Origin of the sequence: Sphingomonas sp. 1F27F7B (assembly GCF_005503355.1) — a bacterium.
In the GTDB taxonomy this organism is placed as follows: domain Bacteria; phylum Pseudomonadota; class Alphaproteobacteria; order Sphingomonadales; family Sphingomonadaceae; genus Sphingomonas.
This window is the reverse complement of record NZ_SCMK01000007.1, coordinates 87,067-107,667: the sequence shown is the minus strand read 5'-3', so window position 1 is coordinate 107,667 and position 20,601 is coordinate 87,067. Positions and strand designations below refer to the sequence as shown.

Below are 20,601 nucleotides of genomic sequence, written 5' to 3'. Positions count from 1 at the left end.
CGATCAGAATGACACGATGAAGCATGGGGGCATGGCCAGCGGCGCGATCGAGCGTGTCGTCATCGTCGGCGGGGGCACCGCCGGGTGGATGGCGGCGGCTGCGCTGGGCAGCTATCTTGCGGGCACGGGCACGCGGATCACCCTGATCGAGAGCTCGGAGATCGGGACGATCGGCGTCGGCGAGGCGACGATCCCCACCATCCGGCGCTTCTACGCCGCGCTCGGCATGACCGATGCCGAGGTGATGCAGGCCTGCGAGGCCACCGCCAAGCTCGGCATCCGCTTCGTCGACTGGAAGCCGGGCACCAGCTTCGTCCATCCCTTCGGCCGCTTCGGGCAGGATCTGCGCGGGATCGATTTCCACCATTATTGGCAAAGCGCGCGCAAGGCGGGTCAGGCGGCGCCGCTGGAGCAATATTCGCTGGGCGCGATGCTCGCGCGCGAAGGCCATGCCAGCGTACCGGTGCCCAATCCGCCGAGCCAGCTCTCGGTGTTCGACTGGGCGCTGCATTTCGACGCCGCGCGCTTCGCCGCGCACATGCGTGCGCATGCCGAGCGGATCGGCGTGCGGCGGATCGACGCGAAGATCACCGATGTGTCGCTGCACGGCGAGACCGGCCTCATCGAGTCCGTCACGCTCGACAGCGGGGAGCAGGTTGCGGGCGACCTGTTCATCGACTGTTCGGGCTTCCGCGGCCTGCTGATCGGCGAGGCATTGGGCACCGGCTATCGGGACTGGTCGCACTGGCTGCTCTGCGACGGCGCCTTCGCGGTGCAGAGCGAGCGGGCGGGGGAGCCGCCCAGCTGCACCACCGTCACCGCGCGCGCCGCCGGCTGGCAATGGCGCATCCCGCTGCGCAGCCGCGAAGGCAATGGCATCGTCTTCTCGAGCGATTTCCAGAGCGACGAGGAAGCGCGGGCGGAACTGCTCGCCGACATCCCCGGCAAACCGCTGACGGAGCCGCGCCGCCTGCGCTTCACGCCGGGCCGCCGCGAGGTCGCCTGGGCGCGGAACTGCGTGGCGCTCGGTCTTGCCTCGGGCTTTCTGGAGCCGCTTGAATCGACCAGCATCGCGCTGATCGAGACGGGCATCGAGCGGCTGAAGCAGCTCTTCCCGGACAAGGGCTTCGATCCGGCAGTGACCGCCGAGTACAATGCCCAGTCCGCCGAGGAGATGGAGCGCGTCCGCGACTTCATCCTCCTCCATTACCGTCTGAGCACGCGCGACGGCCCGTTCTGGCAGGCCTGCCGCGAGATGACGCTGCCCGACAGTCTCTCCGCCAAGCTCGAGCTTTGGCGCGCGCGGGGCGCCTTCCTGCGCTATCGCTGGGAGATGTTCTCGCCCGCATCCTGGCTGGCCATCTATGGCGGGTTCGAGCATCTGCCCGAGCGGATCGATCCCGGTGTCGCCGCGGTCGATCCGGCCGAGCTCGCCCGCGCGCTGGAGCAGATGCGCGCCGCCATCGCCCGCACCGTGGCGGACACGCCCACCCATTCCGAATTCCTCGCGACGGTGGACGCCGCCGCCGAGCCCATGAGGACTCCCGCATGAACAATCCGGACGCGCTCCGTAAGGTCTGCATCGTCGGCGGCGGCACCGCCGGCTGGATCGCCGCCGCGGTGATGGCGCATCACATGAAGGGCCGGCTGTTCGAGATCGAGCTGGTCGAGAGCGACGACATCGGCACGATCGGCGTGGGGGAGAGCACGATCCCGCCCTTCATGGAACTGATCGCCAAGCTCGACATCAACGAGCAGGACTTCGTCCGCCAGGTCCAGGCCAGCTTCAAGCTCGGCATCGAGTTCAAGGACTGGCATCGCACGGGCGAGAGCTATTTCCACCCCTTCGGCGAGGTCGGCCAGCGCGTGGAGCTGAGCGACTTCTACCAATGCTGGCGCAAGGCCGTGCTGGCCGGGCATGATTTCCCGCTCCAGGATTTCGCGCCGGCGACGGTGATGGCGCATGCCGGCAAGTTCATGCTGCCGTTCAAGGCGCGCGGCACGCCGATCGCCGGCGCTTCCTATGCGCTGCACGTCGATGCCAGGCGCGTCGCCCAGTTCCTGCGCGGCCATGCCGAGGCGCGGGGCGTGAAGCGCACCGAGGGCATCGTCACCGACGTCGCGCTCGACGATCGCGGCTTCGTCTCGACGCTGACGCTCAAGGATGGGCGGACGATCGGCGCCGACTTCTTCATCGATTGCTCGGGCTTCCGCGCGCTGCTGATCGAGAAGGCGCTGGGCAGCGGCTATACCGACTGGTCGGACTATCTGTTCTGCGACCGCGCCATTGCCGCGCAGACCGAGAATGTCGGCCCGCCGCGGCCCTATACGCTCGCCGAGGCGCAGGACGCCGGCTGGCGCTGGCGCATCCCGCTCCAGCACCGCACCGGCAACGGCCATGTCTATTCCTCCGAGTTCATGGACGACGACGAGGCGACGCGGATCCTGTTGGAGAAGGTCGAGGGCGAAGTGGTCGCCGGGCCGATGGTGGTGCCGTTCAAGACCGGCGTGCGCCAGCGGATCTGGCACCGCAACGTACTGGCGATCGGCCTGTCCTCCGGCTTCATCGAGCCGCTGGAATCGACTGCGATCCACCTGATCTATCGCGGCATGGACTATTTCTTCCGCTTCCTGCCTGATCGCCATTGCGATCCGGCGCTGGCGGACGAGTATAACCGCCGCATGGCGGCGGACTATACCGAGATCCGCGACTTCATCGTGCTCCATTATTGCACCACCGCGCGCGACGACACGCCGTTCTGGCGCAAGTGCCGCGACATGGAATGGCCGGACAGCCTGAAGGAACGGGTGGAGCTGTTCCGCACCAACGGCACGCTTCGCGAGGGTCTCGACGAGCTGTTCCGCTCGGTCAGCTGGTTCTCGGTGCTGGAGGGCATGGGCATTCGCCCGCGCACCTATCATCCGCTCGTCGACCGGATCGACGAGGCGATGCTCTATGCGGGGCTCGACAGGGCGCGGGAGCAACTCGCCGGCTTTGTGGGCCAGCTGCCGACCCAGCAGCAGTTCATCGATGCGCATTGCCGCGCCGAAAGGGTCGATCTCGCACGTCCCGCCATGGCCGGGGCCTGATGCAGAAGAAGCGCGCGATCACGATCAAGGACGTGGCGGCGGAGGCGGGAGTCTCGCTGCAGACCGTGAGCCGCGTCATCAACAAGGGCCCCAACGTCACGGCGCCGGTGCAGGCCCGCGTCCGGGCGGCGATCGACAAGCTCGGCTATGTCCCCAGCCTCGCCGCGCGGCGGCTGGGGGGCTCGCGCTCCTATCTGATCCTCGCCTTCAACGACGAGCGGCCGACGCTCGAGGGCTGGCAGTCGCGGCGCGGCAACGACTGGGTCGACCAGATGCTCTATGGCGGCATGCTCAAATGCGCCGAGCATGGCTATCGCATGTTGTTCGAACTGGTGGATTCGCATTCGGACGCGCTCGAGGCGCAGGTGCAGGCGGCGCTCTCGGCGCTCCACCCGGACGGCGTGATCCTGACGCCGCCGCACAGCGAGGACGACCGGATCACCGATCTCCTCCACCAGGGCGGCCTTATCTTCGCACGGCTGGGCTCGCACCGCGAGGGCAAGGGCTTTGCGGTGTACATGGACGACGAGGCGGCTGCACGCCGCGCGACCGAGCATCTGCTCGATCTCGGCCACACGCGCATCGCCTATGTCCAGGGCCATCCCGAATATGCGATGAGCCCGGATCGCCTGCGCGGCTTCACCGGCGCGATCGAGGCGCGCGGGCTGACCGTGGATCCCGCCTATCTCCAGCCCGGCGACTTCACCTATGAGGCCGGCATCGCGGCGCTCAATACGCTCGCCGCGCTGGCATCGCCGCCGACGGCGGTGCTCGCGAGCAGCGACGAGATGGCGCTGGGCGTGCTCCATGCCGCCGGGCCGCTCGGCCTGTCGGTTCCGGGCGATCTCTCGGTGGTCAGCTTCGACGATACGCCGACGGTGCGGATGAGCGTGCCGGCGCTCACGGCGATCCGCCAGCCGATCGCGGCGATGACGGCCAAGGCGGCCGAGCTGCTGATCGAGAGCAAGACGCGCGGCAGCGCTCCCGGCAATGGCCGCTTCCTGCTGCCCTTCGATTTCGTCGTCCGTGCCTCGACCGCGCCGCCGCGGCGTTGACTTGGCTCCGGCCGGCGGCGATGCTCCGCCGCCCATGCGACGTTTCGTCTCGCCCGGCCGCGGCTTCATCCTGCTCTATGCGCTGGCCTATGCGGGCGTGTTCGTCAGCTTCATGCCGTTCGTCATGGTGCTGCTGCCGTTGAAGGCGGCGCAGGCCGGGGGCGGCCATGCGGTGCAACTCCTCAGCGCCGGCGCGCTGGGCGGCGCGGCGGTGGCGAGCATCGCCAATATCGTGTTCGGCGCGCTGAGCGACCGCACGCGGCGGCTGCGCGGCACTCGCCGGCCCTGGGTGACGGTGGGGCTGGGGGTGCTCAGCGCTTCCTATGGCCTGTTGCTGGTCGCCGCCGATCCGGTGAGCCTGCTGCTCGCCGTCGCCTGTATCCAGATCGGCGTCAACATGATGTTCGCTCCGATCGCCGCAGTGATGGCGGACGAGATACCCGATGCGCAGAAGGGGATGGTCGCCGGTCTCACCGGCGTCTCCCATCCGATCGGGGCGATGGCGGCGGTGCTGATCACCTTGCCGGGGCTGGGCGGCGACGCGACGCGCTATGCGCTGCTCTGCCTGTTGTTCGTCGCGCTCACAACGCCGTTCCTGTTGCTGGCGCGCGAAGGCGCCGCCGTGCCGCCACCGCCGCCCGCGCCGCAGCGCGAGCTCCGCCGCTTCGATTTCCTGCTCGCCTGGGCCTCGCGCATCCTGTTCCAGGTCGCGGGCAACGGCCTGTCCACCTATGGTTTCTATTATTTCCTGTCGGTGCTCGATCGCGAGGACATCAGCAAGACCAGCGTGGAGGCCAATCCGATCGTTGCGACCATGACCGGTTCCACCATCGTCGCAGTGCTGCTGACGGTGCTGGCGGGACGTTTCTCCGATGGGATCATGCGGCGCAAGCCCTTCCTCGCGGCGGGGGCGCTGGGGATGGCGGCGGGGCTGAGCGTCATGGCGTTCGCGAAGAGCTGGGGCGTGGCGGCGGCGGGGCATGCGCTGGCGCTGTCGGGGCTCAGCGTGTTCCTGGCGATCCATTCGGCGATCGCGATGCAGCTGCTGCCCAATCCGGGGCATCGCGGCCGCGACCTGGGCATCCTCAACCTCACCAATACGCTGCCGGCGATGGTCGCGCCGCTCCTGGCGCTGGCGCTGGCGCCGGAGAAGACCGGCTACATGATCTGGCTGCTGATCCTCGCGGGCGGTACCCTGGCCGGCGGCGCGGTGTCGCTCTGCATCCGGACCCAGGACTAGGCGGGGAAGCTCCTCCCCCCGGAGGGGGAGGAGCCGGCTGTCAGTGCGCCGGTTCGCCCGCGCTCGAATTGCGGTCGACCTTGGCGGTCATGCCCGTCGCGTCGGCGTCGTCCTGAGTCTGCGCGTCGGGCGAGAGATCGGCGACCGGCGGCGGGGTGTGGGCGACGTTGGTCACCGCCGGCGTCTCGACCGGCTGGTCGATCGTGACGTTGGTAAGGGTCTCGGGCTCACCGATGTTCGCGACGATGGTCTCGTTCGCGCTCGTGTCCTCCGGCTTGCTGCCCGAGCAGGCGGCGAGCGCCAGGCCGGCGACGGCGATCAATGCGATGGTGCGGGTCTTCATTTCGGTTATTTCCCCTTTTCTCAACGTGCGGAAACGGCGGCAGCCGTAATCGCGGAGCGTTTCTCGATCTTTGCTGCGAGATCCTTGTCCCAGCCATAGGGATCGCCGCGGAAGTTCATCGTGCCGTTCGCATTGGCGAAGGCGGTCCAGTAGAGCAGATAGACCGAGACTTGGTCCTGGTCCTGCAGGTTCACGCGCAGCGTATCGCCCTTGGCAAGCGCGGCATTGATCTGGTCGGGCTGCCAGTTCGGATCGTTGCGCAGCAGCAGCTGCGCCAGCGGACCCGGCTTCTCCAGCCGCACGCAACCGTGCGACGCGAGCCGGCTGAAGCTGGCGAAGGTCGATTGCGACGGCGTGTCGTGCAGATACACGGCATAATTGTTCGGGAAGTCGAACTTGTAGCGGCCGAGCGCGCTCTTCGGTCCCGGCTGCTGCTGCAGGCGCCGGTTCGCGCCGGTGCCGATGATCTTGTAGCCCTGCGCCTTCAGCGCCGCTTCGCCCTTCGGCCACAGTTCCTTGGCGGCGATGCTGGTGGGCACGTTCCACGGCGGATTGAGCACGATCGAGTGGATCTTCGACTGGAGCATCGGCGTCTCGTTGCCGGGACGGCCGGTGACTGCCTTCATCGATGCGATCGGGGCATCGCCTTCGAACACGGTGAGCACCGCGGCGGCGATGTTCACCTGGATGCGCTTGGCGGGCAGCTCGCTCGGCAGCCAGCGCCAGCGCTCCATGTTCGCCATGATCTGGCCGACCCGGTCCTGCGCCGGCACGTTGAGCGCGGCGAGCGTGCCGCTGGAGACCACGCCGGTGGGGTTGAGCCCGTAGCGGCGCTGGGCGCGGACCACGCTGTCCTTCAGCTCGGCATCGAACTTGTCGCCGGTGGCGATCGCCTGCGGATCCTCGATCGCCAGCCGCTTGCGCAGCGCCGCGACGCGCGGGCCGCTCGCACCCACCGCAAGGTCCGGCCCCGCGGCGAGCTTCTGCCAGCCGCCGGACGCCACGATCTTGCGATAGGTGGCGAGGCCCTTTTGCAGCGTGTCATAGCCGGCCCAGGGCGGCGGCAGGTCGCGCAGCCAGGCGCCGACCCGGTTCTGCTTCACGGCATCGGCAAAGGCGGGCAGGGGGTCGTAGGCAGCCGGGCGCAGGCCCCAGTTCGGATCGAAATCGCTCTCGGCCAGGCGGCCCGAATGCACCGCGCGGGCATAATCGAGCGCGGCGCGGACCAGCGCCTCGCTGTCCTTGAAGCCGGGGGCCGGATCGCCGACCCGGCGCAGGCCCTGGGCGAAGCCGGCCTCGTTGAGCAGCGGCGCGAGCTCGGCCGTCTGGGCCGGCGTCAGCACCGGCAGCGGCACCGGTGGGTTGGGGACGAACGGCGGCACGGGTACCGCCTGGAGCGTGGGGGTTGGCGTGCTCTGCGGCGCGGGAGCGACCTGTTGCGCGGCGACGGGCGCCGCGATTCCGGCAAGCACCGCAGTCCATGCGGCCCGGCGGGCCATCCGGCCCGAAAACACATTGGTCACTCGCAAATCTCCTTCGCGGCCGCCCTGAGGCCGGGCGACCTGAATCGCCGCCTGCTATTAAGCCAAACCGGGCGCACGTGGCGAGCGTCGAATTTACACGATGCGACGACGTGCCTTGACATTGGCAACGTTGTCGGACCAATTTCCGGGAAATGCCCGCCGGGGGAAGAAGCGGGCGACGTCCGCAGGGGAGAGATATCTTGGCATCCGCACGTTCCACGCAGACTACGCTGGCCTTCGCCGCCGTCACCACCTTGTTCTTTGCCTGGGGCTTCATCACCTCGCTGGTGGACCCGCTGGTCGCGGCGGTGAAGGGCATCTTCACGCTCACCGATTTCCAGGCCCAGGCGAGCGCCTTCGCGTTCTTCTTCGCCTATTTCGTGGTCTCGCTTCCCGCCGCCGTCTTGGTCAGCCGCTTTAAGGCGGTGCCGTCGATCCTTGCCGCGCTTGTCACGATGATCGCGGGCTGCCTGATCATGCTCGCTGCGGCGAACATCGCCAATTACTGGCTGGTGTTGCTCGGGCTGTTCGCGCTGGCGAGTGGCATCACCGTGCTGCAGGTGGCGGCCAATCCGCTCGCCGCGGCGCTCGGCAGCCCCAGCGGCAGCCATTTCCGCCTGGTGCTCAGCCAGACCTTCAACTCGTTCGGCACGTTTCTTGGCCCGCTGCTCGGCGCGCACCTGTTCCTGAAGGGCGTCGAGGTCAAGGAAGGTACGGTCGTCACGCCGGAGATCCGCGCCCAGGCGCTGGCCGGCATCGATTCGGCCTATTTCTGGATCTGCGGCCTGATCGCCGCGCTGGCGGTGTTCTTCTATCTCAGCCGCCGCGTCGTCACCGATGCCGCGCCGCCGGCAACCGGCCCGCAGCATGGCTTCACGGCGCTCGTCACCGATGCGTTCACTTCCAAATGGGCGCTGCTCGGCGCGCTCGCCATCTTCCTCTATGTCGGCGCCGAAGTCGCGATCGGCACCCAGATGGCGCTGTTCCTCAATTCGAACGCGATCTGGGGCCAGTCCGACGCGGCGTTCGGCGTGCCGGTGCTAGGCTATCTGATGGGCAGCGACGGCGTGCACGGCGTCTCGCTCCAGGAAGCGGGCAAGGCCGTCGCCTTCTACTGGGGTGGCGCGATGGTCGGCCGCTTCCTCGGCTCGGGCCTGTTGACGGTGGTGCGTGCGCACCGGCTGCTCGCGCTGTTCACGGCGATCGCCGCCGCGATGTGCCTCTACGTCTTCGCGGTGGGCGGTGTCACCGCCGGCTTCGTCGCGCTGGCGATCGGCTTGTTCAACTCGATCATGTTCCCGGTGATCTTCACGCTAACGCTCGAGCGTTCCACGGCGAGCGCGGAGGCGACTTCGGGCCTGCTCTGCACCGCCATCGTCGGCGGTGCGGTGCTGCCGCTGCTGGTCGGCCTGCTCTCGGGCGCCCATGGCTATGCCTTTGCGCTGATCCTGCCGGCGGCTTGCTATGCCGCACTGTGCTTCTTCGCGATCGCCGCCGGCCGTGCGCCGGTGATCAGGGCCGAGGGCGAGGCGGCGTCGGTGCACTGAGCAGATCGTTCGCTTGCCGCCGGACCCCGGGGTCTCCCCCTCCGGCGGCAAGGAACGAACTGGTGCGCGTAACGCCGTCCGACGCGGTCCCGTCATCCGCGCACAATGCCGGGCCGATCCCTTAAACGGCCCTGTCCACGGGAACTTGCGGGCTTTTGTTGCGAAAGATCCGGTCCGCTTCGGGGCGCTTTCGCCGGGAAGGGCCGGGCGCTAGTGTCGGCGGCATCCGTCCGCTGCTGGAGGCGCCTTGATGTCGATGGTCCGCCGTGGGTTCCTTGCCGGAACCTTGCTCGTTCCCACCGCCTGCGCCGCGAAGATGCAGGAAAGCAGCGGGGACGAGAAGCGCCAGCGCCAGCTCAGGGAAGACTGGCCCTGGCTCGGCCATTATGCCGCCGACAACGAGAAGCTGATCGCCTCGGGCCGGAAGGTCGACATCGTCTTCATGGGCGATTCGATCACCCAGATCTGGAGAAACGGCCGGCCCGATTTCTTCACCGCGGGCCGCATCGGCCGCGGCATCGGCGGGCAGACCACGCCGCAGATGGTGCTGCGCATGATGGCGGACGTGATCCGGCTGCGCCCGCGCCTGGTTCACATCATGGCGGGGACCAACGACATTGCCGGCAATACCGGCAAGATGACGGTCCAGCAGAGCTGCGACAATCTCCAGGCGATGACCGAGCTCGCCCAGGTGCACGGCATTGCGGTGCTGCTGGGCGCGGTGCCGCCGGCGGATCGCTTCCCCTGGCGGCCCGGGGTGAACCCGGTCGAGCCGATCCGGTCGATCAACCTGTTCCTGCAAAACTACGCCCGTCGCGCCCGCGCCGCCTTCATCGACTATACCGGCGTGCTCGCGACCGAAACCGGAGCGATGAAGCCCGGCATGGCCTTTGACGGCGTCCATCCGACCGCGCAGGGCTTCGCCGCGATGGAGAGCGTGCTCGCCCCGGTGCTGAAGGCGCACAAGGCGTGAGGGCGGTGCTTGCGGCGCTGGCGCTGCTCGTCGCGGCGCCGGCCGCCGCGCAAGTCCTCACCGCGGCATCGCCCGACGGCAGCAACCGCATCTCGCTCCAGCTGAACGGCTCGGGCACGCCGGTCTATGCCGTGTCGCGCGGCGGCAGCCTGGTGCTGGCGCCGTCACCGATCCTGCTCGATCTCGATGCCGATACGCTCGGCTATGGCCTGACGATCACCGGCTCCGAGACCGCCGGCGCCGATGCCCGCTATCCGATCGTCGCCGGCAATGCGGCCGAGGGGCGCGACCATTACAACCAGCTCACCGTGCATTTCCAGGAGAAGGGCGGGGCGAAGCGCAGGATGGACGTGGTGCTGCGCGCCTATGACGACGGCGTCGCCTTCCGCACCGTCGTGCCCGTCCAGCCACAGACGGCGGCGGCGATCATCCGCTACGAGCGCACCGGCTTCTACTTTCCGCCGACCTATAAATGCTGGGGCTTCAATGTCGGCAAGTTCGGCTCCAGCCATGAAGGCGAGTTCGATCCCGTCGACGTGCCGCGCCTGCGTGACCATAACCTGTTCAGCCTGCCCTTTGCCTGCGAGACCGGCAAGGCCGCCTTCGCGCTGACCGAGGCGGACCTGCTCGACTTTGCCGGCATGTACCTCACCGGCCGCGGCGATGGCGGACCCGGGCTGCAGGTCAAGCTCTCGCCTTCGCTCGACGATTATCGCATCGCCGTGCACACCCGGATCGGCAGCCCGATCGTGACGCCGTGGCGCGTGGTGATGCTCGCCGATCAGCTCGGCAAGCTCAACGAATCCACGCTGGTCCTCAACCTCTCCAGCCCGAGCCGGATCGAGGATGTGCACTGGATCCGGCCGGGCCTGACCAGCTGGGACTGGTGGAGCGGCCCGGTGATCGCGGCGCTGCCCGGCCAGCGCAGCACCACGGCGGTCGCCAAGGCGCTGATCGACTTCGCCGCCGACAATGGGCTGCCCTACACGATGATCGACGAGGGCTGGTATGCGGGGGCAGGCGGGGGCGGGGTACGCCGCCCGGGCGTCGACATCACCAAATGGACCGACGCGCTCAACCTGCGCGAAGTGGTCGACTATGCCAAGTCGCGGAAAGTCCGCCTCTGGCTCTGGATGCACTGGCAGGCGCTGGACGAGCAGCAGGAAGACGCGCTCGCCGAATATGAGAAGCTCGGCATCGCCGGGATCAAGGTCGATTTCATGGACCGTGACGACCAGTGGATGGTCAACTGGTACACGCGCACGCTGGCGGCCGCCGCGCGCCACCATCTGATGGTCGACTTCCACGGCGCCTTTCCCCCGCGCGGGCTCGCGCGCACCTGGCCCAATTTCATGACGCAGGAAGGCGTCATGGGAGCCGAATACAACAAATGGTCGCGCCGGGTGACTTCGCGCCACAACGTCATGCTGGCCTTTACCCGCGGCCTGATCGGCCCGATGGACTATACGCCGGGCGGCTTCCGCAACGTGACGCCCGAGGCGTTCCGCATCCGCGGCGACCTGCCCTTCGTCCAGACGACTCGCGCGCATGGCCTTGCACTGTACGTCGCCTTCCTGTCGCCGGTCGCGGCGGTGTCGGACAGTCCGGACACCTATGCCGCCAGCCCCGCCGGCTTCGATTTCATCAAGGCAGTGCCGGCGAGCTGGGACGAGACGCGCTACCTGGCCGGCGAGACCGGGGAGTATATCGTTCTTGCCCGGCGCAAGGGGACGCGCTGGTTCCTCGGCGCGCTGAACAGCGAGACTGCGCGCAAGGTCACCGTGCCGCTCGATTTCCTCGGCAGGCGCGGTGCGGCGATGCGGTTGTGGGCCGATGGCGGCAAGCCCGACGCCCCGATCTTCACCGAGAAACGCGTAGCCGAGGGGGAGGCGCTAACGCTCGATCTCGCCGCGCATGGCGGAGCCGCCGCGGTGTTCGAAAAATAGGGTTCAAAACTCGGACAATTGCGGATAGCATTCTTCATCCGGCGCGGCGACCGATCGCGCGGACGAGGAGAGTGGTGATGCGAATCACGCAAAGGGATCTGGCCGTCGCGGCGGGCGCGGTGCTGCTCGGCTGGGGTGCCAGCGCGCTCGCCCGGGGGCACGAGCTGCTCGGGCCGACGGTGTGGGACTGGAACCGGCTGGCCGTGCAGAAGACCGATGTCGGCGAGCTTCGCAATCTCGTCCGCCAGCCCACCGCGACGCTGGCCGAGCTCGAGATGCACGTGACCACGCTCAACCCGGGCCTGTCCTCGCATCCGCCGCACCAGCATCCGAACGAGGAACTGGTGATCATCGACAAGGGCATCGTCGAGACGCTCTCGGGCGGAAAATGGGAGCGGCTCGGGCCCGGCTCGGTGATCTTCAACGCGTCCAACGCGCCGCATGCGCTGCGCAACGTCGGCGACACGCCGGCCACCTATCACGTCATCAACTGGAAGACCGCCGCCACGCCGACCCGGTGACGGCCGGCACAATGACAGGGAGCCTCGATAATATGGACCGTCGTTCGATCCTTGGCATCGCGGGCATCGCCGCGATGCTGCCGCCCGAGGTTCTGGCCCAGTCGCAGAGCTCGGGCAACGCCCCGTCCGAGAATGCGGCGCCCATCGGCCCCGAGCCGGGAGTGCGGCACAAGGTCGGCTTCGGCGTGATCGGCCTCGACCATGCGCATATCTATTCGATGACCGACGCGATGATCCGTGGCGGCGGGATGCTCAAGGCCTTCTTCGCCGCCGATCCGAAGCAGGTCGAGACCTTCCGCAAGCGCTACGGCAATGCCGTGAAGCTGGCGCGCAGCGAGGACGAGATCCTCGGCGACAAGTCGATCGAGCTGATCGCCGGCGCCCCGATCCCCGATCTGCGCGCGCCGCTCGGCATCCGGGCGATGCGCGCGGGCAAGGACTATCTGGGCGACAAGCCCGCGATCACCAGCCTAGACCAGCTCGCCGAGGTCCGCCGCACGATCGCCGAGACGAAGCGCAAGTTCGCGATCATGTATTCCGAGCGGCTCGAGGTGCGCGCCGCGGTCCAGGCGGGCGAGCTGGTGAGGCAGGGGCAGATCGGCAAGGTGATCCAGACGGTGAACCTCGCGCCCCACCGCGTCGGTTCGGGCCGGCCGGACTGGTTCTGGGACAAGGCGCGCTATGGCGGCATCCTCACCGACATCGGCAGCCACCAGGCCGACCAGTTCCTGTTCTACACGGGCTCGAAGACCGCGCATGTGGTCGCCGCGCAGACCGGTAACCTGAACTATCCCGACAAGCCGGGCTTCGAGGATTTCGGCGACATGATGCTCACCGGCGACGGCGGCACCGGCTATGTCCGCGTCGACTGGTTCACGCCCGAGGGGCTGCCGACCTGGGGTGACGGCCGGCTCTTCATCCTCGGCACCAAGGGCTATATCGAGCTGCGCAAATACGTCGACATCGCCGGGCGGCCCGGCGGCAACCATCTGCTGATCTGCGACCGGCAGGGCGTGCGCTACATGGACTGTTCAAAGGTCCATCTCCCCTTCGGCCCGCAGTTCATCGCCGATGTCGTCGAGCGCAGCAGCGTCGCGCAGGACCAGGAACAGGCGCTGCTCGCCGCCGAACTGGTGCTCACCGCACAGAAGAACGCCACGCGGCCGGTTTCGGCCTGAACGAGGGAAGGAGAGGGGCATGCGGCTTTCCAGGCGCCAGACATTGGGGGTCATCGCCGCACCGATGATCGTGCCCTCCAGCGTATTCGGCCGGAATGCGCCGTCGAACCGCGTGACCATCGGCGCGATCGGGGCGGGGCGGATCAGCCGTGTCCACGACATGAAGGAGATCCACAAACATGCCGACGCCCAGATCGTCGCGGTGTGCGATCTCGATGCCAGGCGGCTCGGCGCCGGCATGCAGCTGGTCGACGATCGCTATGCCGCCAGCACCGGCAGAAGCTATTCCGGCACGCGCGGCCATGCCGATTATCGCGAGCTGCTCGCCGCGAAGGACATCGACGCGGTGCTGATCTCCACCCCCGACCACCAGCACGCGCCGCTTGCCGTGCATGCGGTGCGGGCGGGCAAGCACGTCTATCTCCAGAAGCCCGCCTCGCTCACCATCGCCGAGGGGCGGCGGATGGCGGACGAAGTCGCGAAGTCGGGCCGGATCCTCCAGATCGGCTCGCAGCAGCGCGGGGCCGAGCCCTGGCCGCAATTCCACCGCGCCTGCGAGCTGGTCCGCAACGGCCGGATCGGCACGCTGAAGCATGTCGAGATCGGCCTGCCGGGCGATCCCTCCGGTCCGGAAGCGCCGCCGATGCCGATCCCGTCCAACCTCGATTACGACGCCTGGCTGGGGACCACGCCCGAAGTCTATTACACCGAGACTCGCGTCCACCCGCAGAACAGCTTCGAGGATCGGCCCGGCTGGCTCCGCATGGAGCAGTTCGGCGCCGGCATGATCACCGGCTGGGGCGCGCATCACGTCGACATCGCCCATTGGGGCATGGACATGGAGCATAGCGGCCCGGTCGAGATCTGGGGCAGCGCCGAATTCCCCAAATCCGGGCTATGGAACGTGCATGGCCCGTTCGAGACGCATGCCCGCTATGCCAATGGCGTGACGATGACGATCTCGGGCGCGCTGCCCAATGGCGTGAAGTTCATCGGCGACAAGGGCTGGGTGTTCGTCCAGCGCACCGGCGCGGTCTCCTCGTCCGACCCCTCGAAGCCAGCCGACGTGCCGCTGGCGGCGAGCGATCCCGGGATACTCGACAGCGTGATCGGCCCGAACGAGGTCCGGCTCTACAAGGCGCCCGAGCAGCATCGGAACTGGCTCGACGCGATCCTGAAGGGCGCGCCGGTCAGCGCGCCCGCCGAGATCGGCCACCGTGCCTGCTCGACCTGCCTGCTCCACCATATCGCGATGAAGACCGGCCGGCGCCTGAAATGGGACCCCGCGGCCGAGCGGTTCGTCGGTGACGATGCCGCCAATGCGATGCTGAGCCGGCCGCAGCGAGCGAAATACGCGATCTGAGGGGTCCCCTTCCGTGATCCCGGCTTCGCTGCCGGGATCACGCTTTTTCTTGGCGCTGCGCTGGCCTAGGGCGGCGGCAGAGGCAGTTTGAGGGAGCGTCGCATGATCCGCACCGGAGTGATCGGCTATGGCCTGGGCGGCATGGCCTTCCATGTGCCGCTGGTGGCTGCCGTGCCCGAGCTGGAGCTCGCCGCCATCGCCACGTCGCGCGCCGATATGGTGCGCGAGCGCCATCCCGATGTGCCCGTCACCACGCCCGATGCGGTGCTTGCCGATCCGGACATCCGGCTCGTCGTGATCACCACCCCCAACGACACCCATGCCCCGCTCGCACGCCGTGCGCTGGAGGCGGGCAAGCATGTCGTGATCGACAAGCCCTTCGCCACCAGCCTCGCCGATGGCGAGGCGCTGGTCGCGCTTGCCAAGGCAAGGGGCCTGCTGGTCAGCGCCTTCCACAATCGCCGCTGGGATGGCGATTTCCTGACCGTCCGCAAGCTGCTGGACGGCGGCGCGCTCGGCGAGGTCATGCTGGCCGAATTGCGCTGGGACCGGTTTCGCCCGGCGCTGGCCCAGGCCTGGAAGGAAGATCCCGAGGCCGGCGCCGGCATCCTTGCCGATCTCGGCCCGCATCTGATCGACCAGGCGCTCCAGCTGTTCGGCACGCCGGAGGCGCTCCAGGCCGACATCGCCGTCCAGCGCGAAGGCGGGCGCACCGACGATTATTTCGAGATCACCCTGTTCCACGGCCGGCGCCGCGTGACGCTCTCCGCCGGCCGCTTGTTCGTCACGCCGCGCCCGCGCTTCTGGCTGCACGGCACCAGGGCGGATTTCGCCAAGCACGGGCTCGACCCGCAGGAGCCGCGGGTGAAGGATGGCGCGCGCTATTCCGACCCGGGGGTGGGCGACGAGGAACCGCAGTTCCATGGCAGGCTCACACATGCCGACGGCAGCAGCGAGATCGTACCGACCGAAACCGGCGACTATCGCGGTTTCTACGCCGGCATCGCAAGAGCGATCGCCGAGGGAGCGCCCGTGCCGGTCAGCGGCGAGGACGCGGTGCTGGGGCTGCGCATCATGGAAATGGCGCGGGAAAGCGCGCGGGAGGGGCGGCAGCTCAGCGTCTAGCGAAACCGGTACTTCAATCCTCGTCATCCCCGCGAAGGCGGCGATGACGAGTGAAGGAAATCAGGGCCGCCACCCCACTGCGATTGTCCGCGCCTCGAGCGTCACCGGCACGGTCGCGACGATGTCCTTCGCCGAAGTGCCCAGCATCACCTGCACCGTCCCGCCCGCGATCTTCCAGCTGCTGCTCGCCGCGTCCCAGGTCGCGAGCAGGCGCGGATCGACCTTGAGCGAAACCTGCTTCGCCTCGCCCGGTGCCAGTTCGAGCTTGTCGAACGCAGCCAGCCGTTTCGGCGCTTCCCAGCCCGGGCCGGCGACATAGAGCTGGGGCACTGCCTTGCCCTTCGCCTTGCCGATGTTGCGCACGGTCAAGCTGGCCGAGACCGTTCCGCCATCGGCGCGCGCGCGAAGCTCCGAATAGGCGAACTCGGTATAGCTGAGCCCGTGCCCGAAGGCGAAGGCCGGCGTCAGCCCCTTGGCGTCATACCATTTGTAGCCGACCGCGGCGCCTTCGCCATAGCTGGTATCGCCCTTGTTGGGCGCGGCGGGCTTGGCCAGCTGGTCGAGGCTCGCCGGGAAGCTGACGGGCAGGCGCCCCGAGGGGTTTGCCTTGCCGAACAGCAGGTTGGCGATCGCGCTGCCGCCCTGTGTGCCTGGATACCAGGCGGCGAGGATGGCGGCGACCTGGTCGCGCCACGGCGTCAGCACCGGTCCGCCGGTCTCCAGCACCACCACGGTGCGCGGATTGGCCTTGGCTACCGCTGCGATCAGCTTGTCCTGGCCGTCCTCGAGCGAGAGCGACACGTCGAACGCCTCGCCCGCCCATTGCGTGGCGAAGACGATCGCGACGTCCGCATCCCTGGCCAGCTTCGCTGCGGCGCCGGCATTGCCGCCATCGGCGAACACCAGCTCGGCGTTCGGCGCCTGCGCCCTGATCGCCGCGAGCGGCGCGTCGGGATAATACATCACCGGCCCCGGCCACGCCGTCGGCTTCAGGCCGGGCACGGCATTGCCGCCCACCGGATAGACCAGCGACGAGCCGCTGCCCGCCAGCACGCCCTTGTCGGCATGCCCGCCGATCACGGCGATCTTCTTCGTCGCCGGCGAGAGCGGCAGGAGCGCGTCCTTGTTCCGGAGCAGCACCGCGCCGCCTTCTGCGTCCCGGCGGGTCACCTCGGCATGGTCGGCGAGCATCGCGGGGGACAGGTCAATCGGTGCGTCGGCGATCGGCTTCTCGAACAGCCCGTTGGCAAACATCGCGTGCAGGATCGCCCCCGCCATCGCGTCGAGCCGTGCTGCCGGGACTTCGCCCTTCGCCACTGCGGCCTTCAGCGGCGCGCCGAAATAGGGCTCCTTGTCGAACGGGAAGCCCGAATCCTGATCGAGCCCGGCATTGGCGGCCGGCGCGGTGGAGTGCGTCGCGCCCCAGTCCGACATCACATAGCCCCTATAGCCCCAGTCGCGGCGCAGCACGTCGGTGAGCAGCCAGGGGTGCTCGCAGGCATGGATGCCGTTCACGCGATTATAGGCGCACATCACCGAGCCGGGATCGCCCTTCTCGATCGCGATCTGGAAGGCGAGCAGGTCGCTGGTCCGCGCCGCGCCCTGGTCGATGATCGAATTGCCGGTGTCGCGATCGGTTTCCTGGTCGTTGATCGCATAATGTTTCACGGTGGAGACGATGTGGTTCGACTGGATGCCGGCGATCTGCGCGCCCACCATCGTGCCGGCGAGCAGCGGATCCTCGCCGCCATATTCGAAGTTCCGGCCGTTGCGGGGTTCACGCATCAGGTTGACGCCGCCGGCGAGCATCACGTTGAAGCCCGATGCGCGCGCCTCCGCGCCGATCATCGCGCCACCGGCATGGGCGAGGTCGACGTCCCAGCTCGCGGCAGTGGCGAGGCCGGAGGGCAGGGCGGTCCGCCCGCGCTTCCGCGCCGCGCCGCCCTGGGTGGCCACGCCGATGCCGGCATCGGTCTGCCACTGGGGCGGGATGCCGAGCCTGGGGATGCCCGGCACATAGCCGGCCGAGCCCTGCCGCGCTTCCGCGGGAGCCTTATAGCCGTTCTTCGGCGTGAAATCGGTGCCGAAATAGCCGAAGACGAGCGTCAGCTTCTCGTCCTCGCTCATCTCGGAGAGCACTGCCTTCACGCGCGCATCGGGCGAGAGGCTGGCGTTCATCCAGGGGCGGGCCTGCTCCTGCGCGGCGGCGGGGGCCGCGCAGGCGAGAGCAACGCCCAGTGCGATCAACGGCGTCGTGAAGGCGTGACGGCGGACGTGCATGATTCCCTCTCCCGCTACTTTTTGTCAGCGTTGTCGGGAAGGATATACAGGTCAAGCGCTGGTAACGCTATCACCGAGATGGCTATGGCCTTTCCGGACGAGACGGAGGCGACGATGACCCGGAAACCCAGGCCGAGGACTCATTTAGCGAACCCCGTCGTCCCCGCGCAGGCGGGGATCCAGGGAAATGCGGGATATCGGCGCCACCGCGCAATGCCATCCGGCGAGGATAGGGCCCGCCACATTCGTTCCGCGCCTGGCCCTGGATCCCCGCTTTCGCGGGGATGACGAAAGAGAGCGCAGGGATGACGGAGGAAAATCGGATACTTGTTCGAGTCCTCGACCTAAGGCAAATTTGCCTTCAGTTCCTCGATCCACGGCCGCGCCACCCCGTCCGACGGCGCCCGCCAGTCGCCGCGCGGGCTCACCGCGCCGCCTGCCGAGACCTTGGGCCCGTTGGGCAATGCCGATCGCTTGAACTGGCTGGTCTGGAAGAAGCGGAACAGGAACTCCTCCAGCCACCGGGCGATCGTCGCCAGGTCATATTGGTGGCGGTCATCCTCCGGAAAGCCGATCGGCCATTGCCCCGCCGCCGCATCCTTCCAGGCGTGCCACGCGAGAAAGGCGATCTTGGAGGGGCGCAGGCCGTGCCGGATCGTGTAGTGGAGGAAGAAGTCGTGCAGCTCATAGGGGCCGATCCGGTCCTGCGTGCTCTGCATCTTCCCGTCCGCGTCGGCGGGCACGAGTTCGGGCGAGATCTCGGTATCCAGGATGCTGGTCAGCACCCGCGCCGCCTCGCCGGTGAACTGGCCGGTCTGCACGGTCCAGCGGATCAGATACTGGATCAGCGTCTTGGGCACCCCGGCATTGACGCCGTAGTGGCTCATATGGTCGCCCACGCCATAGGTGCACCAGCCCAGCGCCAGTTCGCTGAGGTCGCCGGTGCCGAGCACGAAGCCGTGGCGCTGGTTGGCCAGCCGGAACAGATAGTCGGTGCGCAGCCCCGCCTGGACGTTCTCGAAAGTCACGTCATAGACGGGCTCGCCCTTGGCGAAGGGGTGGCCGATGCCCTCCAGCATCGTCCGCGCCGCCGGCCGGATGTCGATCTCCTCGCCGGTCACGCCCAGCGCGTCCATCAGCGCCCAGGCATTGGCCTTGGTCCCCGCGCCGGTCGCGAAGCCGGGCATGGTGAAGCCGAGGATATCGGTGCGCGGGCGGCCGAGCCGGTCCATCGCCTTGGCGGCGACGATCAGCGCATGAGTGGAATCGAGCCCGCCCGACACGCCGATGACGATGTGCTTGGCGCCGGTGGCCTCCAGCCGCTTGCGCAGCCCCTCCACCTGAATGTTGAACGCTTCGTAGCAATCCTCTTCGAGCTTCGAGGGCGTGTTGGGCACGAAGGGGAAGCGGCGCAGCTTCCGCAGCAGCCCCTCGTCGGCATGGTCCGGCCGGTGCTGGAAGCCGATGCGGCGGAAGCGCTTCTCCGGATCGCCGTTCGCGGCGGCGCAATCGTTGAAGGTGCCCATCCGCATCCGCTCGAGCCGCAGCCGCTCCAAGTCGATGTCGGCGCACACCAGCTCGGTGGTCAGCTCGAAGCGCTCGGTCGTGGCGATCAGCTCGCCCAGCTCGTGGATCATGCCCTGGCCGTCCCAGGCGAGGTCGGTGGTGCTCTCGCCGGGGCCGGAGGCGGAATAGACATAGGCCGCCACCGCGCGTGCCGATTGCGCCGCGCACAGCATCGCCCGCTCGCGCGCCTTGCCCACCACGATGTTCGAGGCGGAGAGGTTGCACAGCACCAGCGCCCCGGCCAGCGCCGCCTCGGTAGAAGGGGGGAGGGGCGCCCAATAATCCTCGCAGATCTCGGCATGGAAGACGAAGTCGGGCAGTTCCTCGGCCGCGAAGATCAGGTCGGTGCCGAAGGGCACGGTCTGCCCGGCCAGCTCGATTTCGAGCCCCGCCAGGCCCGCGCCGAGCGCGAACCAGCGCTTCTCGTAATATTCGCGGTAGTTGGGCAGGTAGCTCTTGGGCACCACGCCGAGGATCCGCCCGCGCGATATGGCGACGGCGCAATTGTAGAGCCGCCCGTTGCGCCGGAGCGCGGCGCCGACGAGCAGGACCGGCTTCAGCGTCGCGCTGGCCGCGACGATCGCTGTGATCCCCGCCTCGGTCGCCGCGCAGATCGTGTCCTGAAGATGCAGGTCGTCGATCGCGTAGGAGGTGACGTTGAGCTCGGGATAGACGAGCAGGTCGGCGCCCATTTCGTCGCCCTGCCGCGCCAGCGCGATCGTCGCTTCGGCATTCCGTGCCGGATCGCCCACCGTCGTGATCGGCGTGCACACCCCCGCGCGGATCATTCCCTGGCGGTGGATCGAATAAAAGGGGTGGGACTGGCTCATCGTCTCCGTCTTGCAACCGGT

General features: G+C 68.3%; 15 protein-coding genes. 11 read left to right on the top strand and 4 right to left on the bottom strand.

Going from position 1 to position 20,601, the window contains the following annotated elements:
• The first annotated feature begins 16 nt into the window (after nt 1-16).
• From FFS08_RS08765 to FFS08_RS08750, 4 genes are read left to right on the top strand one after another with little or no spacing between them, the layout of a single operon-like run.
• Nucleotides 17-1,552: a tryptophan halogenase family protein gene (locus FFS08_RS08765; RefSeq protein ID WP_249341097.1), complete on the top strand. Its 1,536-nt coding sequence runs from the start codon at nt 17-19 to the stop codon at nt 1,550-1,552.
• Nucleotides 1,549-3,090 carry a tryptophan halogenase family protein gene (locus tag FFS08_RS08760; RefSeq protein ID WP_137862936.1) on the top strand — a complete coding sequence of 514 codons (1,542 nt, stop codon included), beginning with the start codon at nt 1,549-1,551 and terminating at the stop codon, nt 3,088-3,090. Before FFS08_RS08765 ends, FFS08_RS08760 begins: the two co-directional genes overlap by 4 nt.
• A complete protein-coding gene (locus tag FFS08_RS08755) occupies nt 3,090-4,145 on the top strand; it encodes a LacI family DNA-binding transcriptional regulator (protein WP_137862935.1) in 1,056 nt (351 codons plus the stop codon). The genes FFS08_RS08760 and FFS08_RS08755 overlap by 1 nt, the downstream gene beginning before the upstream one ends.
• A gap of 34 nt (nt 4,146-4,179) precedes the next feature.
• Nucleotides 4,180-5,385, top strand: coding sequence for an MFS transporter (locus tag FFS08_RS08750; RefSeq protein WP_171012538.1), 1,206 nt, complete (start codon nt 4,180-4,182; stop codon nt 5,383-5,385).
• 40 nt (nt 5,386-5,425) lie between these two features.
• On the opposite strand, the gene FFS08_RS08745 is transcribed toward FFS08_RS08750, so the two are convergent.
• On the bottom strand, nt 5,426-5,728 hold the full coding sequence (locus FFS08_RS08745; RefSeq protein ID WP_137862933.1) for a hypothetical protein: 303 nt from the start codon (nt 5,726-5,728) through the stop codon (nt 5,426-5,428).
• A gap of 20 nt (nt 5,729-5,748) precedes the next feature.
• A complete protein-coding gene (locus tag FFS08_RS08740) occupies nt 5,749-7,227 on the bottom strand; it encodes a L,D-transpeptidase family protein (RefSeq protein ID WP_137863018.1) in 1,479 nt (492 codons plus the stop codon).
• 224 nt (nt 7,228-7,451) lie between these two features.
• Between FFS08_RS08740 and FFS08_RS08735 the strand changes: the two genes are divergently transcribed.
• From FFS08_RS08735 to FFS08_RS08705, 7 genes are all read left to right on the top strand, one after another.
• Complete coding sequence (locus tag FFS08_RS08735) at nt 7,452-8,798, top strand: MFS transporter (RefSeq protein WP_249341096.1); 1,347 nt, start codon at nt 7,452-7,454, stop codon at nt 8,796-8,798.
• 250 nt (nt 8,799-9,048) lie between these two features.
• Complete coding sequence (locus FFS08_RS08730; protein WP_137862931.1) at nt 9,049-9,771, top strand: GDSL-type esterase/lipase family protein; 723 nt, start codon at nt 9,049-9,051, stop codon at nt 9,769-9,771.
• Nucleotides 9,768-11,717 (top strand): glycoside hydrolase family 97 protein, encoded by a 1,950-nt coding sequence (locus tag FFS08_RS08725; RefSeq protein ID WP_137862930.1) that lies wholly within the window; start codon nt 9,768-9,770, stop codon nt 11,715-11,717. The genes FFS08_RS08730 and FFS08_RS08725 overlap by 4 nt, the downstream gene beginning before the upstream one ends.
• 77 nt (nt 11,718-11,794) lie before the next feature.
• Complete coding sequence (locus FFS08_RS08720; protein WP_137862929.1) at nt 11,795-12,238, top strand: cupin domain-containing protein; 444 nt, start codon at nt 11,795-11,797, stop codon at nt 12,236-12,238.
• 32 nt (nt 12,239-12,270) lie between these two features.
• Nucleotides 12,271-13,416 (top strand): Gfo/Idh/MocA family protein, encoded by a 1,146-nt coding sequence (locus tag FFS08_RS08715; RefSeq protein WP_249341095.1) that lies wholly within the window; start codon nt 12,271-12,273, stop codon nt 13,414-13,416.
• Between the two features lie 19 nt (nt 13,417-13,435).
• Nucleotides 13,436-14,779: a Gfo/Idh/MocA family protein gene (locus FFS08_RS08710; protein WP_137862927.1), complete on the top strand. Its 1,344-nt coding sequence runs from the start codon at nt 13,436-13,438 to the stop codon at nt 14,777-14,779.
• A 102-nt stretch (nt 14,780-14,881) separates the two neighbouring features.
• Nucleotides 14,882-15,904 (top strand): oxidoreductase, encoded by a 1,023-nt coding sequence (locus FFS08_RS08705; protein ID WP_137862926.1) that lies wholly within the window; start codon nt 14,882-14,884, stop codon nt 15,902-15,904.
• 60 nt (nt 15,905-15,964) lie between these two features.
• On the opposite strand, the gene FFS08_RS08700 is transcribed toward FFS08_RS08705, so the two are convergent.
• Nucleotides 15,965-18,184, bottom strand: a complete 2,220-nt coding sequence (locus FFS08_RS08700; RefSeq protein ID WP_137862925.1) for a beta-glucosidase — start codon at nt 18,182-18,184, stop codon at nt 15,965-15,967.
• Between the two features lie 344 nt (nt 18,185-18,528).
• Nucleotides 18,529-20,580, bottom strand: a complete 2,052-nt coding sequence (locus FFS08_RS08695; protein WP_137862924.1) for an NAD(+) synthase — start codon at nt 20,578-20,580, stop codon at nt 18,529-18,531.
• Between the last annotated feature and the right edge of the window lie 21 nt (nt 20,581-20,601).